General features: G+C 42.3%; 15 protein-coding genes. 5 read left to right on the plus strand and 10 right to left on the minus strand.

The genetic code is table 11. The annotated features are described in order from the left end of the window. Window positions 1–4: 4 nt before the first annotated feature. The 5 genes from C8D76_RS00570 to C8D76_RS00590 form a co-directional block, all read right to left on the minus strand. Entirely contained in the window at window positions 5–340 is a 336-nt protein-coding gene (locus tag C8D76_RS00570; protein WP_116630895.1) for a zinc ribbon domain-containing protein YjdM, read from the minus strand. A gap of 81 nt (window positions 341–421) precedes the next feature. Further along, window positions 422–1,729, minus strand: coding sequence for a nucleobase:cation symporter-2 family protein (locus tag C8D76_RS00575; protein ID WP_116630896.1), 1,308 nt, complete (start codon window positions 1,727–1,729; stop codon window positions 422–424). Window positions 1,730–1,941: 212 nt separating this feature from the next. Further along, on the minus strand, window positions 1,942–2,607 hold the full coding sequence (gene mutH, locus C8D76_RS00580) for a DNA mismatch repair endonuclease MutH (protein ID WP_116630897.1): 666 nt from the start codon (window positions 2,605–2,607) through the stop codon (window positions 1,942–1,944). 40 nt (window positions 2,608–2,647) lie between these two features. Continuing rightward, complete coding sequence (locus C8D76_RS00585; RefSeq protein ID WP_116630898.1) at window positions 2,648–3,187, minus strand: methylated-DNA--[protein]-cysteine S-methyltransferase; 540 nt, start codon at window positions 3,185–3,187, stop codon at window positions 2,648–2,650. 54 nt (window positions 3,188–3,241) lie between these two features. Further along, window positions 3,242–4,531: an outer membrane protein transport protein gene (locus C8D76_RS00590; protein ID WP_116630899.1), complete on the minus strand. Its 1,290-nt coding sequence runs from the start codon at window positions 4,529–4,531 to the stop codon at window positions 3,242–3,244. Between the two features lie 617 nt (window positions 4,532–5,148). On the opposite strand from C8D76_RS00590, the gene leuA reads away from it, so the two are divergent. The 4 genes from leuA to leuD all read left to right on the plus strand — a co-directional run bounded on the left by leuA (window position 5,149) and on the right by leuD (window position 10,000). After that, window positions 5,149–6,699, plus strand: a complete 1,551-nt coding sequence (gene leuA, locus C8D76_RS00595) for a 2-isopropylmalate synthase (RefSeq protein ID WP_116630900.1) — start codon at window positions 5,149–5,151, stop codon at window positions 6,697–6,699. Window positions 6,700–6,763: 64 nt separating this feature from the next. Further along, the gene (gene leuB, locus C8D76_RS00600; RefSeq protein WP_116630901.1) at window positions 6,764–7,840 is read left to right on the plus strand and encodes a 3-isopropylmalate dehydrogenase; all 1,077 of its coding nucleotides are present in this window, start codon (window positions 6,764–6,766) and stop codon (window positions 7,838–7,840) included. A 69-nt stretch (window positions 7,841–7,909) separates the two neighbouring features. Further along, window positions 7,910–9,319: a 3-isopropylmalate dehydratase large subunit gene (leuC, locus tag C8D76_RS00605; protein ID WP_116630902.1), complete on the plus strand. Its 1,410-nt coding sequence runs from the start codon at window positions 7,910–7,912 to the stop codon at window positions 9,317–9,319. 78 nt (window positions 9,320–9,397) lie between these two features. Then, on the plus strand, window positions 9,398–10,000 hold the full coding sequence (leuD, locus tag C8D76_RS00610) for a 3-isopropylmalate dehydratase small subunit (protein WP_116630903.1): 603 nt from the start codon (window positions 9,398–9,400) through the stop codon (window positions 9,998–10,000). 128 nt (window positions 10,001–10,128) lie between these two features. Here the strand turns inward: leuD and mreD are convergent, their stop codons facing one another. From mreD to C8D76_RS00625, 3 genes are all read right to left on the minus strand, one after another. Beyond that, entirely contained in the window at window positions 10,129–10,620 is a 492-nt protein-coding gene (gene mreD / locus C8D76_RS00615; protein WP_116630904.1) for a rod shape-determining protein MreD, read from the minus strand. Beyond that, a complete protein-coding gene (gene mreC / locus C8D76_RS00620) occupies window positions 10,620–11,669 on the minus strand; it encodes a rod shape-determining protein MreC (protein ID WP_116630905.1) in 1,050 nt (349 codons plus the stop codon). Before mreC ends, mreD begins: the two co-directional genes overlap by 1 nt. 88 nt (window positions 11,670–11,757) lie before the next feature. Further along, entirely contained in the window at window positions 11,758–12,807 is a 1,050-nt protein-coding gene (locus tag C8D76_RS00625) for a rod shape-determining protein (protein WP_116630906.1), read from the minus strand. 379 nt (window positions 12,808–13,186) lie between these two features. Here C8D76_RS00625 and infA point away from each other — a divergent pair, with 379 nt between their 5' ends. Beyond that, window positions 13,187–13,405 carry a translation initiation factor IF-1 gene (gene infA, locus C8D76_RS00630; RefSeq protein WP_115637223.1) on the plus strand — a complete coding sequence of 73 codons (219 nt, stop codon included), beginning with the start codon at window positions 13,187–13,189 and terminating at the stop codon, window positions 13,403–13,405. A gap of 126 nt (window positions 13,406–13,531) precedes the next feature. Here the strand turns inward: infA and lnt are convergent, their stop codons facing one another. Together lnt and corC are read right to left on the minus strand one after the other, a co-directional pair. Beyond that, window positions 13,532–15,085, minus strand: coding sequence for an apolipoprotein N-acyltransferase (gene lnt / locus C8D76_RS00635; RefSeq protein ID WP_116630907.1), 1,554 nt, complete (start codon window positions 15,083–15,085; stop codon window positions 13,532–13,534). Next, on the minus strand, window positions 15,078–15,989 hold the full coding sequence (corC, locus tag C8D76_RS00640) for a CNNM family magnesium/cobalt transport protein CorC (protein WP_116630908.1): 912 nt from the start codon (window positions 15,987–15,989) through the stop codon (window positions 15,078–15,080). Before corC ends, lnt begins: the two co-directional genes overlap by 8 nt. Between the last annotated feature and the right edge of the window lie 186 nt (window positions 15,990–16,175).

Consider the following 16,175-nt stretch of genomic DNA (forward strand, 5'->3'; position numbering starts at 1 on the left):
TTAATTATGCCTTTTTCAAGAACTCAGATTTGAGTGAGAATGGCTGCCCATCAATTTTGCAGTCCACATCATGGTCGCCATCAACAAGACGAATGCCTTTCGCCTTAGTGCCTTTTTTCAACACAATCGAAGAGCCTTTCACTTTCAGATCTTTAATTAAAATCACATCATCGCCATCTTGTAGCAGATTGCCATTGCTGTCTTTCCACACTTTTTCTGGCGTTTCTTCTGCCACTTCTTCCCCAGACCATTCATAGGCGCAATCAGGGCAAACAAAGTTGATACTATCGTGATAGACATATTCGCCGCCACATTTAGGGCAATTTGGCATTTGATCCATGATTTTTTCCTTTTGCTAAAATTAAAAACGGGCGGAGTATAGCAAAAAGTGCGGTGAAAATCGACCGCACTTGTAGTTTCCCTATTCGGATTTCTCGCTTGGCTTATCGTAAGGCAAGATGAGATTTAAGATTAAAGCGAGCAAAGATCCTACGGTAATGCCCGAGCCGAGCACTTCTTTGAAAAAGTGCGGTAATTTATCGAGTAATTCTGGGCGGGTGGTAACGGCTAAGCCACAGCCAATTGAAATCGCGATGATTAATCCATTACGGCGGCTGCGTTCCACGTTATCCAACATTTGAATCCCTGCGGCGATAATCATCGCAAACATCATCAATCCTGCTCCGCCTAGAACTGGCAATGGAATGGAAACAATTAAGGCGCCGAAAACAGGGAATAACCCTGCCAATGCCAATAACCCCCCTGTCAATGCCACAACATAACGGCTCGCTACGCCAGTTAAAGAAATCACGCCAATGTTTTGTGAGAATGAAGAAAAGGGCGTGGTGGACATGATGGCAGCGAAAGCAGAACCTAAGCCATCTGCCAGTACGCCACCTCGTAAATGTTTTCCTGTGATTTCTGTTTGCGTTGCATTGCCTAACGCTAAAAAGTTGCCGCTGCTTTCCACAATCGTTACCAAATAGGCGATGGACATACCGATGATCCCTGAAATAGGGAAAGATAAGCCGAAGTGTAAGGGTTGGGGAATGGCAAAGGCTTGTGCATTTTTCACGCCTGTGAAATCAACCCAACCTAAAGCTAATGCCACGATATAGCCTGTCATCATTCCGATCACGATTGCCGCAGCAGAGAAAATGCCCTTGCCCCATTGCACCAACACAACCACAATAACAAGCACAAAACTTGCCATCGTTAGGTTTTCAGGCGTGGCATAATTAGCATCACCACGCTGACCGCCTGCAAACCAATCCACCGCAACGGGAATAAGGCTTAAGCCGATCATCATCACCACAGAGCCTGTGACGATAGGCGGGAAGAGTTTACGGATATAAGGCATAAAAAAGCCGCCGATAATCATCACGAAAGAACCCGCGAGAGAGGCGCCAAGAATACCCGACACGCCCTCATCACTAAAACCGATGGCGAGTGCCGCTGCCACAAAGGTAAAACTTGTTCCCATGACGCTAGGTAAACGAATGCCAATAGGGCCTAAACCACGACATTGAATTACGGTAACAATGCCCGATACTAAAAGCGCGGCGTTGACCAAGGTGATGGTATCCGCAGTGGGCAGTTTAAGCACATTACCGATCACTAATGGCACCGCAATAATGCCGCCTAATGCAGCAAGCAAATGTTGAGCAGCAAGTAATAAACTTAAGCCGAATGGTGGTTTATCTTCTACGTTGTAAAGTAAATGATTCATGGGTTAGTCCTATTGTTTAAATAAATCTGCGGTTTGGGCATAGCCACGTTTGATTAAACGTGAATGGCTTTTTGAATGAAAGTAAGGAGATAGCTTGGAGATCATTTTGTTATAAGCATGCTTGAATAGAAAAAATTGGCGAGATCATAGCGATTTAAGCAAAAAAAGCAATCGTTTGCATAAGAAATTTATAAAACATCGGTAAAAATATTCTATAAAAAGAAATTTTGTAAAATTTGCGCGGTAAATTCTTTGCGCAAATAGAATCCTAGCGGCTGGGTGTCGATAATTTCGCCTTGCGCATTGACCCCTTTGGCTCGCGAACGACTGTTCGCACCTTTAGGGCGGAGTTGCAAAACTTCTCCAAGTTTCGCATTAATCTGATTAAGTTTGCCAAGCACGATATAATCCATCAGTTCTTCCCAATCACGCCGTAAACGTTGTTCTTGTTCGGGGCTAGGCTGCCATAAAATCGGTGCACCAATAAAGCGTTCAGCCAAGGGAATATGCCGTTCGCCTTGCACAGGGATCCACAACACACGCGACAGTTTATGTTTAACGTGAGAGTTTTCCCAGTCAACGCCAGAATTTTGGATTAATGGCGCAAGGCTCACAAAGGTGGTTTCCAATGGATAACCGTTGGCATTAATGGGAATGGTTTTGAGCTCAATGCCAAGATGAGCAAAATCCTGCTCGGGTTTGCTCCCTGCTTTGGCACCTAGCGCGATTTCTAATAACTGCCCAACCCAACCTTTATCGCGTTTTAAGTTGGGCGGCACAATGATATTTAATTCAGCGGCAAGCTCACCAAGGGTTAAACCCGCAATGGATTTGGCTCTATGAAGTAATTCGCTTTCCGTTTTTGGGCTTGTAGTCATAAAAGTGCGGTTAAATTTTCAAAATTTTATTCACTGGCGATTATATTTTATATTTCTTTAATAATTTTTGTTTGACGTATTCAACACCTTTATCTTTATAGTCAATCCCTTCCAAATCTAATAAAAAGCGTTTAGCCGGTAAACCGCCGCCGAATCCTGTGAGTTCTCGGGTTTTACCTAACACACGATGGCAGGGAATAATAATGCTGATAGGATTGCTGCCCACTGCACCGCCTACGGCGCGCACGGCTTTGGGATTGTTGATTAGAGTGGCTAAATTGCCGTAAGTGCTGGTTTCGCCAAATTTTATTTGAAGCAAGGCTTTCCAAATTGCTTGTTGAAATGCCGTGCCTTGCGGTGCCAGTGGAATATCTCGGAAATATTCTTTCTCGCCGTTAAAATAGCGGGTTAATGCGGCTTTGACTTTAGCAAAGAGCGGTCGATTTTCATCAAGTTTCCATTTGGGATTGGGGGCGATTTGTTCTGCTTCCATATCCAAATTAGTGAGTATTCCTTGTTGTTCAATGATGAGTAAGCGTCCGATTGGGGAAGGGAAGTAGCAATAAAAAATTTCGTTCATAGTAATAAAAAAGGGCGTAAATATTACGCCCAAGTATAAAGGAATTTAACAGGATTAGAAACGATAGTTCACATTTAAACCATAGAGATTAACTTGTGATCTGGTTGTGTAATGCCCTTCAACTGTATTTCCAAGTAAAGTTTCTGTTTCAGTAAAGCGACGGGTTTTACCACGCACATGAGCATACGCCACATCAACAGATAAATCTGGTGTGAAATTATAGGTCGCCCCTAAGCTATACCACATACGGTTTGTATCAGGAATAGAGATAGACGATTTACGCCCAGCTGCGCCTTCATCATGAGCGATACCTGCGCGTAACGTTAATTTATCATTTACATCGTAAGTGGTACCAAGGGCAAAACGTGAGGTATCACCAAAATGTTCCGTTTTGTCAAAAACTTGTTTGCCAGTATCTTGATACGCTTGTAAGCGTTGAACACGGCTCCATTTTGTTAGCTTATAGCTATAATGCACAGCCCAATTATTGGTAATTTTATGATAGCCAGAGAACTCCCAGAAATCAGGTAAATTCAATTCTACCGAACCGTCTGCATCATTCAATCCGCCAAATGCAGCAGGCAAATCATTAGATAATGTACCATCAAATTTGATTTTAACTTTTGAGTGGAAAGCTAAACCCCAACGATTGTTAGGATCTAATTCATAGGTTAAACCCGCATTCCAACCAAATCCCCAGTCATCGCCTTCAAGATTGGTTAAATAACTACTATTGGATAGCAGTGGTGCGCCTAAACGTGCATTTACAATTCGTGAAATGGCACCAGCACGGCGTGAAAGTTTAGCTTTAGCATAGACGGCATCCACACCTAAACCAAAACTCCAGTGCTCATTCAAACGGTATGCACCACTTAAGTTTAAATTAAGTGCGGTAAGATCCGTAGTGCCGCCCATTATGCCTGCGTTATAGTTGGCATCATAATCGGTGGCAAGACCATAATTGACATTAGCGCCGCCACCAATAGTAAATTGCTCATTAATTGGATAGAGCCAATAACCATTAGGAACGAATTTACTTGAAATCGCATCAGAATAACCAGCATCAACGTAGCCATAAACGGGTGAACCAAATTCCCCTTCTACATCTACACCTGGGTTTACCCAAACGCCACCGAACGAGATTTCAGGGCGTTTGAATTGTGTCATTAACGCAGGGTTCGTTGCGACAACACCTGCATTATCGGCAATCGCTGCTTCACCCGCATAAGCACGCCCTAAACCGCTAGTCGTCACTTCTTGCAATTGAAATGCCGCTGCATTCGCTGCGCCCGCAGCAAAAATTAATGTTGAAGTAATTAATGATTTATTAAATACGTCTTTCATTAAAAAAGTTCCTTAAAATTATAGTGAGTTATCGTTATAGAATAAAATTGAGCCATGGATTCTACTTAAATGATTGAACTAGCGCAAATTTTCTCCGCTTTTTAGCGCAATGTTCCGACCAGTTAGAGAGTAAAAGTGCGGTCAAAAAATCAAATATTTTTTAGAACAATGATGATGAACAAAGGGGAAAAGCGATTAACTCACCCAATCAAAGATAAAAAATGCTATTTTTTTAATTATCGGCAAAACTACAATAAGTTAGTAATAAAAACGATTAAAACGTTGAAAAATAGTATTATATGCTTTTTATATTAGTTTTATTAGTTCTATATACTTTTCTATTTTAGTGGAAAACCTTTGCGGTAAAATTTTTCTCTAAAATAAACATTGACAGACTTCGCAATATCCGTAGAATCAACGACAGTTTTACAAAATCAAGGATTCTTATGTTTTATTTCGTTTCTCTCCTGCTTAACTTACGATTATCACACTCGTTGTGCGGTTAAGTTGTGGACGAAAGAAACGTGTATAAAACGTATTTACTCTCTTAAATTTACCCGCATTGTTAGCGGGTTTTTTCGTATTTGGCTCTTAGGAAATTACAAAAGGATAATCGTATGGCACAAGATCGCGTCATTATTTTCGACACCACATTGCGTGATGGTGAACAGGCATTAAAAGCAAGTTTGACGGTAAAAGAAAAATTGCAAATCGCATTAGCACTTGAACGTTTAGGCGTGGACGTGATGGAAGTGGGATTTCCTGTTTCTTCTGCGGGGGATTTTGAGTCTGTACAAACGATTGCCCGCAATATCAAAAATAGCCGTGTTGCCGCATTATCTCGCGCAATCGAAAAAGATATTGATGCCGCAGCCGAAGCATTAAAAGTCGCAGAAGCCTTTCGTATTCATACATTTATTGCAACTTCCGCCTTGCATGTAGAAGCTAAACTTAAACGTTCATTTAGTGATGTGGTGGATATGGCAGTTCACGCGGTGAAACACGCACGCCGTTACACCGATGATGTGGAGTTTTCTTGTGAAGATGCGGGGCGAACAGGGATTGATAATATTTGCCGCGTGGTGGAAGCCGCGATCAGCGCTGGGGCGACAACGGTCAATATTCCTGATACGGTCGGTTTTTGTTTGCCAACCCAATATGGCAGCATTATCGCTGATGTGGTAAATCGCGTTCCAAATATCGATAAAGCGATTATTTCCGTGCATTGCCATAACGATTTAGGTATGGCAACCGCCAATTCACTGACCGCAGTATTAAATGGCGCGCGCCAAATTGAATGTACCATTAATGGAATCGGGGAACGAGCAGGGAATACGGCTTTGGAAGAAGTGGTGATGGCAATTAAAACCCGTCAAGATATGTTCGGCGTTGATACGCGCATTAACACCCAAGAAATTCACCGTGTAAGCCAAATGGTCAGCCAACTTTGTAATATGCCAATTCAGCCGAATAAAGCAATTGTGGGGAACAATGCGTTTGCCCATTCATCAGGCATTCATCAAGATGGTATGTTGAAAAACAAAAATACCTACGAAATTATGTCGCCAGAAACCATTGGTTTGAAAAAAGAAAAATTGAATTTAACCGCGCGTTCTGGTCGTGCTGCGGTGAAAGGGCATATGGCGGATATGGGCTATACGGAAGCCGATTACGATTTAGATAAATTATATGATGCGTTCTTGAAACTTGCCGATAAAAAAGGGCAAGTCTTTGATTATGACTTAGAAGCCTTAGCGTTCATTGATATGCAGCAAGGTGATGAAGAGCGTTTGAAACTCGATGTGATTACTTCGCAAACTATCAGCGGCTTGCCAGCTTCCGCTTTCGTTCAAGTGGAATTGGACGGCAAACGCATTAACCAAGTTTCCAACGGGGGAAATGGCCCTGTGGATGCGGTGTATAACGCGATTATGCAAACCGTTGGAATGGAATTAACCATGTCCCATTATAGTCTCACTGCAAAAGGCGAAGGCGCAGAAGCCTTAGGGCAAGTGGATATTGTGGTGGAATATGAAGGCCGTAAATTCCACGGTGTTGGTTTGGCGACAGATATTGTGGAATCTTCTGCGCTAGCTTTGGTGCATGCGATTAATGCGATTTATCGTTCACAAAAAGTGGCAGATTTAACCAAAGATTTAAAACATTAATTGCTAGGGCTGCCCTAAAAGTGCGGTCAAATTTTTAAAAATTTTCAATAAATAGGAAACTCAAATGACGACATATAATGTAGCAGTATTAGCGGGCGATGGTATTGGCCCTGAAGTAATGGCAGAAGCCATTAAAGTATTAGAAAAAGTACAAGCAAAATTCAATTTTAAATTAAACTTCAGCGAATATTTAGTGGGCGGCGCGGCGATTGATGCCAAAGGCGAGCCATTGCCAGCAGAAACCTTAAAGGGCTGTGATGCAGCGGATGCCATTTTATTTGGTTCTGTGGGAGGCCCTAAATGGACACATCTTCCGCCAGACCAACAACCCGAGCGTGGCGCGTTATTACCATTACGCAAACATTTCAAATTATTTTGTAATCTTCGCCCAGCCACACTTTACAAAGGCTTAGAAAAATTCTGCCCATTGCGAGCAGACATCGCCGCAAAAGGGTTTGATATGGTGGTAGTGCGTGAATTAACGGGCGGAATTTATTTCGGTCAACCAAAAGGCCGTGATGGCGAAGGCGCTCAAACTCGTGCATTTGATACGGAAGTTTATTACAAATATGAGATTGAACGTATTGCCCGTGCAGCATTTGAAGCCGCAATGAAACGCCGTAAACAGGTGACTTCAGTGGATAAAGCAAATGTATTGCAAAGCTCAATTTTGTGGCGCGAAACGGTGGCGGAGATTGCGAAAGAGTATCCAGAAGTCCGCGTGGAAAATATGTATATCGATAATGCCACAATGCAATTGATCAAAGCGCCTGAAAGTTTTGATGTGTTACTTTGCTCAAATATTTTTGGCGATATTATTTCTGATGAAGCCGCGATGATTACGGGCTCAATGGGAATGTTGCCATCAGCAAGTTTGAACGAAGAAGGTTTTGGCTTGTATGAGCCTGCAGGCGGTTCAGCGCCAGATATTGCAGGCAAAGGCATTGCTAACCCGATTGCACAAATTTTATCAGCGGCGATGATGTTGCGTTACAGTTTTAATTTGAATGACGCAGCAAATGCCATTGAAACAGCGGTGCAAAAAGTATTGGCTGACGGACATCGTACTGGGGATTTAGCGGATAATTCAACCCCTGTTTCCACAAGCGAAATGGGCACATTAATTGCGAATGCAATTTAAAAAATTTTGCGGAATTTGACCGCACTTTGATAAATTTTTATGGGCGCAAGCCCGTTTATGGAGTGAAAAATGGGAAAAACCCTCTATCAAAAACTATTCGATGCACATGTAGTGTATGAAGCGGAAGGCGAAACGCCAATTCTTTACATTAACCGTCATTTGATCCACGAAGTGACTTCGCCACAAGCCTTTGATGGATTGCGTGTTGCAGGGCGTCAAGTGCGTCAAGTAGGTAAAACTTTTGGTACAATGGATCACAGCATTTCAACCCAAGTGCGCGATGTGAACAAGCTAGAAGGACAGGCAAAAATTCAGGTTTTAGAATTAGATAAAAACTGCAAAGCAACGGGTATTCAGTTGTTTGATATGAATACTAAACAGCAAGGTATTGTGCATGTGGTTGGACCAGAGCAAGGCTTGACTTTGCCGGGCATGACCATTGTTTGTGGCGATTCACATACCGCAACGCATGGCGCCTTTGGTGCCCTTGCTTTCGGTATCGGTACGTCAGAAGTGGAACACGTATTAGCCACCCAAACCTTAAAACAAGCCCGTGCGAAAAGTATGAAAGTGGAAGTTCGTGGCAAAGTGAAACCTGGAATCACCGCAAAAGATATTGTGTTGGCGATCATTGGGAAAACAACCATGGCGGGTGGCACAGGGCATGTGGTGGAATTTTGTGGCGAAGCCATTCGTGATCTTTCAATGGAAGGCAGAATGACCGTTTGCAATATGGCGATTGAATTTGGTGCGAAAGCAGGTTTAATTGCGCCAGATGAAACCACTTTTGCGTATTTGAAAGGCAAACCTTACGCACCACAAGGTAAAGATTGGGATGATGCCATTGAATATTGGAAAACCTTAAAATCTGATGACGATGCCCAGTTCGACACCGTAGTGGTGTTAGATGCCGCAGAAATCGCCCCGCAAGTTACTTGGGGAACCAACCCAGGGCAAGTTATTGGCATTGACCAATTGGTGCCAAATCCAGCAGAAATGTCTGATGAGGTAACCAAAGCTTCCGCAGAAAAAGCATTAGCGTATATTGGCTTGGCTGCAAATACGGATTTAAAAGATGTGCCAGTTGATCAGGTGTTTATCGGCTCTTGCACCAACTCTCGCATTGAAGATTTACGCGCAGCAGCAGCGGTGATGAAAGGGCGCAAAAAAGCAGAAAACGTTAAACGTGTGTTAGTGGTGCCTGGTTCTGGCTTAGTTAAAGAACAAGCGGAAAAAGAAGGTTTAGATAAAATCTTTATCGCTGCAGGTGCAGAATGGCGTAACCCGGGTTGTTCAATGTGTTTAGGCATGAACGATGACCGTTTAGGCGAATGGGAACGTTGCGCTTCCACTTCAAACCGTAATTTTGAAGGCCGTCAAGGGCGTAATGGACGCACGCATTTGGTAAGCCCTGCAATGGCAGCTGCCGCAGCAGTGTTTGGTAAATTCGTTGACATTCGTGACGTAGAATTAAACTAATTGTGCGTGCGTTTTTGCGCATTAATGAATTAAGATTGAAACAGTGCGTGGTTAAACGCACGAATAAAGGACAAGATAATGGCAGGATTAAAACAACATTCAGGTTTAGTCGTTCCGCTCGATGTAGCGAATGTGGACACAGACGCAATCATTCCAAAACAATTTTTGCAAGAAATTACAAGAGTAGGTTTTGGTAAACATTTATTTCACGAATGGCGCTATTTAGATGCCGCAGAAACTCAACTTAATCCAGAGTTTGTGCTGAATTTTCCGCAATATCAAGGCGCAACGATTTTACTCGCGCGTAAAAATTTAGGCTGCGGTTCATCACGCGAACATGCCCCTTGGGCGCTCGCCGATTATGGTTTTAAAGTAATGATTGCGCCAAGTTTTGCAGATATTTTCTATAACAACAGCTTAAATAACCATATGCTTCCGATTAAATTAACGGAAGACGAAGTGGATGAAATTTTCCACTGGGTATGGGCAAATGAAGGCAAACAAATTCATGTGGATTTAGAAAAAATGACAGTCAGCGTCGGCGAAAAAGTGTATCACTTTGAGTTAGATGAATTCCGCCGTCATTGTTTATTGAATGGTTTGGATAACATAGGCTTAACCCTTCAACATGAAGATGCAATTGCGGCTTACGAAAGCAAAATTCCCGCATTTTTACGTTAGAGAGTTTGCTTTTTAAGAATAACTAAAACCAAAAGTGCGGTTAAAAATTTTGAAATTTTTGACCGCACTTTTTGTTATCTACTTTACGTTATCTACATTTCATTATGGCTTAGAGTAGAAACGAGCGACTATGCATTTAAGCCTAACTGTCTTTGCACACGGCGGAGCAAAAGAAACATCCACGGCCACAATATGCCACTGATCACCGCGCCAAAGATTTCTTGCCAGTTGAATGCGGCATTGTGAATAAAGAGTTCTACAAGGAAAATAGCAAGGCGAATTGTGAAGATGCAGATAATCATCAATAGGCTTTGCTGCCATAAGGATAAATTGCTCAGAATTTGGTTATAGCGAGCAAGCACATAGGCAAGGACAGAGAGCACTAAGCCATGCACGCCCAAGATTGAGCCGATGACTAAATCCCAAATAATGCCTAATACAAATGCGGTGCCCACATTGATTTTAGTGGGGAGGGCTAAGATCCAATAGGTGAGTACTAACACCAACCAAGCCGGTTTAAAGGATTGAAATCCCGTTGGCCAAGGCGCAATTTCAAGTACTAATGCAATGATAAAAATTGCGGCTAGCCCCAAAAGTTGTATGAAAAAACGTCCGTTCATTAGTCTTCATCTCTGTGTTCTTTTAACTCAGGATCTATCTGATCATTGTTGTTCATTTCAGGTAAATTATCTGGTGATGGTACGTCATCAGTATTGATCGTTTCTTTATTTTCACCACTATTCGTGACTAAGGCTTTTTTGGTATCTACGCCTTTTTCTTGATTGGCTAAGCGTTGTTGCACGGTATTGCGCACATCTTCAGGTGAACTCACTTTCGCTTGATGCATATCTTCATTTGCCCAAACTAATAAGACGTAGCGTAAACGCTCAATTGAGGCGAGTGGTTTCGCGCTAATCATCGCAAAATAATTTGAACCGTCGCGTGAAACGTTTTGCACCACGGCAACAGGATAACCTTCTGGGAAACGTCCGCCTAAGCCTGATGTAACTAATAAATCGCCTTTTTCAATGTCCACCGAACGTGGAACGTTGTCTAAGGATAATTCATCAGAACGCCCTGTGCCGCTCGCAATCATCCGCACATCATTGCGCAACACTTGCACTGGAATAGCGTGAGTAACATCGGTGATTAATAATACGCGGCTAGTTTGTTCGCCAACTGAAATAATTTGCCCAATCACCCCTTTTTCATCAATAACGGGTTGCCCAACATAAGCACCATCATTTTTGCCTTGGTTAATAACCACTTGCTGGCGATAGCGATCGGTTTCTGCCGTAAGAATTTCACCAATTTTTTTGTATTCATCGGTGCGTAACGGCGAATTAAGTAATAAACGTAACCGTTGGTTTTCGACTTTTAGTTGATCCAATAACAATAAATCCGCATTTTTTTCGCGTAATTGCTCTTTTAAAACTTTATTTTCAATTTGTAATTTATTGGTATCAACTAAGTTTTCCGATACATTATCCAACACCGTGCGTGGCGTATTGGCGAGGTAATACAACCCCCCGACCGCAGTTTCCATAAAACTACGGGCCTTAATCATACTGTTGGTTTGCCCATCGGAGAGAATTAGCGCAATGGATGCAATGATTGCAAGAAATAAGCGCAATCCCAGTGGGGGCGTTTTGCTAAAAATGGGTTTCATTTAATCAAAAATAGAATGATCTCAGATAAACGAAAAGTGCGGTCAATTTTAACCGCACTTTGGTTATGTTTCATTGTCTCGTTTTTTACTAGTCTTCACTAAAAATATCCGAACCGTATTGGTCGATCATTTCTAAGGTTTCACCACCACCGCGCGCAACGCAAGTGAGCGGATCTTCTGCAATCACGACAGGTACGCCTGATTCTTTCGCTAATAATACATCAATATTACGCAATAATGCACCACCGCCAGTTAACACCATACCGTGCTCATAAATATCAGCCGCATGCTCAGGTTTACATTCTTCAAGCGCAGTGCGCATCGCGGTAATGATACCTTCTAACGGCTGTTGAATGGCTTCCAATACATCGCGCGAAGTTAATTTAAACGCACGTGGCACACCTTCTGCAAGATTGCTTCCATAGACTTCCATTTCTTTGATTTCATCGTCATCTTGAATGAATGCGGTACCAATTTCTTGTTTGATATGTTCTGCAGTCGCTTCGCCGATTAATGAACCAAATGTGCGGCGCACATAAGCAATGATTGCTTCGTCAAATTTATCGCCGCCAATACGAACAGAAGATGAATAAGCGACACCGTTTAATGCGATCACCGCAATCTCAGTTGTGCCGCCACCAATATCAATAACCATTGAACCAGTTGGCGTAGAAACAGGTAATTTCGCACCAATTGCCGCTGCCATTGGCTCTACAATTAAATGCACTTCACGAGCACCTGCGCCGAATGCAGATTCTTTAATTGCACGGCGTTCCACTTGGGTTGCCCCAGCAGGCACACAAATAACAACACGTGGACTTGGGCGTAAGAAATTTCCGCTATGCACTTGTTTAATAAAATGCTGTAACATTTTTTCAGTCACAGAGAAATCTGCGATAACGCCGTCTTTCATTGGACGAATTGCGGTGATGTTATTCGATGTACGCCCTAACATCATTTTGGCATCTTTCCCTACTGCAGCGATACTTTTTGCGCCACCACGCCCTTGACGAATTGCGACGACTGATGGCTCATCAAGTACGATGCCCTGACCTTTTACATAAATTAAGGTATTTGCTGTACCCAAGTCGATAGAAAGATCGTTAGAAAACAATCCACGAATTTTTTTAAATAACATAAGCATTCCGTCTAAAAATTAAGGGTTTCGTGCCAAACTCTCAGCACACAAAAATTGTGCATAATGTACCAAAAAATGCATTGGGTTTACAGCGATTTTTTTGTTCAAATCGGCGAAAACGTTAAAAAAGATGACCGCACTTTGCTGGAAAGTGCGGTCAAAAATGACAGAATTTTGCGCAGTATCTTTAGCTTAGCTAAAAAGCGCTGATTGAAATAAATCCTCTTGGGATTTTTCTATTGGTGAAAGTTGCATTGAGACGCTTTGCTCGTCAGCAGATTGTAATTTTGCATAAAGCACTTTGCGGATTGGCGCGATCAGGGTATAATCACGCAGTTTTTTATTCTAAATCAAATTATTTACAAAGGATTTATAGCGAATGGCTAAAGAAGACAGCATTGAGATGCAAGGGACAATTCTTGAAACCTTGCCAAACACCATGTTTCGTGTCGAACTAGAAAATGGTCATGTAGTGACCGCACATATTTCAGGCAAAATGCGTAAAAACTATATCCGCATTTTAACAGGCGATAAAGTTACCGTTGAAATGACGCCATACGATTTATCGAAAGGTCGTATCGTATTCCGTGCACGTTAATTTGCACTAGGAAAATCTAGAAAAATAAAAAATCCCGAAAACAATATTTTCGGGATTTTTCGTTTTTATATCTGTTTTATATCTTTCGTTTTTATATTCCGTTTTTATATCTAAAGTGCGGTTAATTTAGGCTTTGTTTTGTGTTGCCGCCAGCAATTTCCGCTTAATCAGCGTACCTAGCGCGCGTAAAATCACAAATAGCAATGCAAGCAGATACAAAGGTTTATCCCCTAGCGCAGCATAAGGTGTTTTGCCTCCTGTTGGCGCAATGGTTTGTGTGAGCGTAGTTTCGACAAACTGCGGTGCTTGAGCGATGATTTTGCCTTGAGCGTTAATGAAAGCCGTAATCCCAGTGTTGGTTGCTCGAATCACGGGTTTGCCCAATTCTAATGCGCGCATTCTTGCCATTTGTAAATGTTGCCAAGGTCCATGACTATCACCAAACCACGCATCATTAGAAACCGTCAAAATAAAATCTGTATCTGGTTGCAAGTTTTGTTGTAACTGATCGCCCAAAATAATTTCATAACAAATCGCTGGCGTGAATTTATTGCCTTTCACCACTAATGGCGCTTGAATTGCGCCGCCTTGTTGAAATGCAGACATAGGCAAATTAAACACCGAACCCAGAGGGCGCAATAGGGATTCAAGGGGCACATATTCGCCGAATGGCACGAGATGATGTTTGTTATAACGCTGTGCCTGATCCGCTTGATAATTTTTATCCACCACAACGATTGAATTAAAGAGTTTCTCGCTATTGGAATCACGATAAACCGTGCCAATCATCACATCCGTATTGGATTTTTGAGTCGCGGCTTTTAAGGCATCGAAAAAAGGTTGAAGATTATTTTCCAAGGCAGGTAAGGCGCTTTCGGGCAAAATAATCAAATCAGATTTACCAAGATTCTCGCTAATTTGGCGCCCATAAATTTGCAAGGTGGAATTCAGATATTCAGGATCCCACTTCAAACTTTGTGCGATATCGCCTTGGGCAAGGGTAATGGTGATCGCTTTTTTATCATTATTCTTCTTCACATAAGTGGCTTTGGCGGAATAACCCGCTAAGCTCGCAACCGCGGCAAGCATTGCGATATTAGCGAAAACAATACTCCATTTTTTATCTAACCAGTTTTTATGCTGGCACAATGCTGTCAAAATGTTAAACAGAACCGCACTTGCCCATATTGTAAAAAACGTTAATCCCGTCACCCCAAAGATTGGTGCAATGCCTGAAAAAGGGCTGTCGATTTGACTGTAACCAAATTGTAGCCATGGAAAGCCTGTTAATACCCAGCCGCGTAGAAATTCTGTGAGCGTCCAAATTGCGGCAAAAATGACCGCACTTTGCACTTGAAAGCGCTGAACGATGTAGGCGAATAATAGGGGATAGAGCGCAAGATATGCTGCCAATAACACCACCAAGCCATAACTAAGCCATAGTGGAGAACCTCCAAATTGGTGAATGCTAACGTGTAACCAGCTTGTGCCAATGCTAAAGAAGCTGACGCCCCATAAAAAACTGCCCCAAAGTGCGGTGCGTTTTTGCGAATTTTTAGCGACAAAAATCAGCCCGAGCAAAGACACATAGGCAACGCCCCAATAATCATAGGGCGAGAAAGCAAAAACGCCGATTCCACCTGAAATCAGCGCAATAAAATAAGGGAGAAATTTACTCATCCGTGTTTTCTTCTTCTGTTTGCGATTCCATTTCAGCCAGCTGTTCATCGGTCACCGTAATGCGTAGCTGAATAATACGACGACTGTCCGCAGAAGTGACTTTGAAATGGATATTTTCTAAGGTAATTTCTTCGCCACGCTTTGGCAAATAACCAAAACTTTGCATAATGACGCCGCCGATGGTATCCACTTCTTCATCGGCAAAATGGGTATTAAATTGTGCATTGAAATCATTAATATCCGTTAAGGCGCGCACCGCATAGGTGTGGCGCGAGAGCTGGCGAATATTGGCGATAATTTCTTCTTCATCAAACTCATCTTCAATATCGCCAACAATTTGTTCCAAAATATCTTCAATGGTCACTAATCCCGAAATTGCCCCGAATTCATCAACCACGATTGCCATGTGGAAACGTTCAGAACGAAATTCTTTGAGCATACGATCAACCCGTTTACTTTCTGGCACAATCACAGCAGGGCGCAACAACGGGGATAATTCAAATTGTTCCGCATCAGAACGGAGAAATCTTAATAGATCTTTGGCGTGCAAAATGCCCAGCACATTGTCGCGTTCGTCTGTGATAACAGGAAAGCGCGAGTGTGCGGTGCTGATAATGGTGTCAAGGCAACTTTCAAGATCTTGATCGTTTTCGATAAACACAATTTGCGAGCGTGGAATCATAATATCGCGCACACGGAGTTCGGCGATTTCCATAACGCCCTCAATCATTTCTCGGGTATCTTGATCGATCAGATCATTTTGTTCTGAATCGCGAATGACTTCCACGAGTTCGTCGCGGTTTTTCAGTTCGCCTTGGAAGAAACGCCCAAATAAAGATTGGAAAAAAGACTTTTTAGGGTTAGTTTCAGTTTGAGTTGAATTTATCGAATGCTCGTCGTTCATATTTGGTCTGCGGACGTGATTAAAAATATTAGTATCATTGAATTAAATCAATAAACGAAAAATAGCATATTTTTTAACTAGCCGCTAGCGGAAGTTTGGGCTAGATCAAAGTGCGGTCAAAAATTTAACGATTTCTGACCGCACTTATTTTGTTCTGTAATGCTTAGGCGTAAGATGAATAAAAAT

The organism is Alitibacter langaaensis DSM 22999, assembly GCF_003096995.1.
Taxonomy (GTDB): domain Bacteria; phylum Pseudomonadota; class Gammaproteobacteria; order Enterobacterales; family Pasteurellaceae; genus Exercitatus; species Exercitatus langaaensis.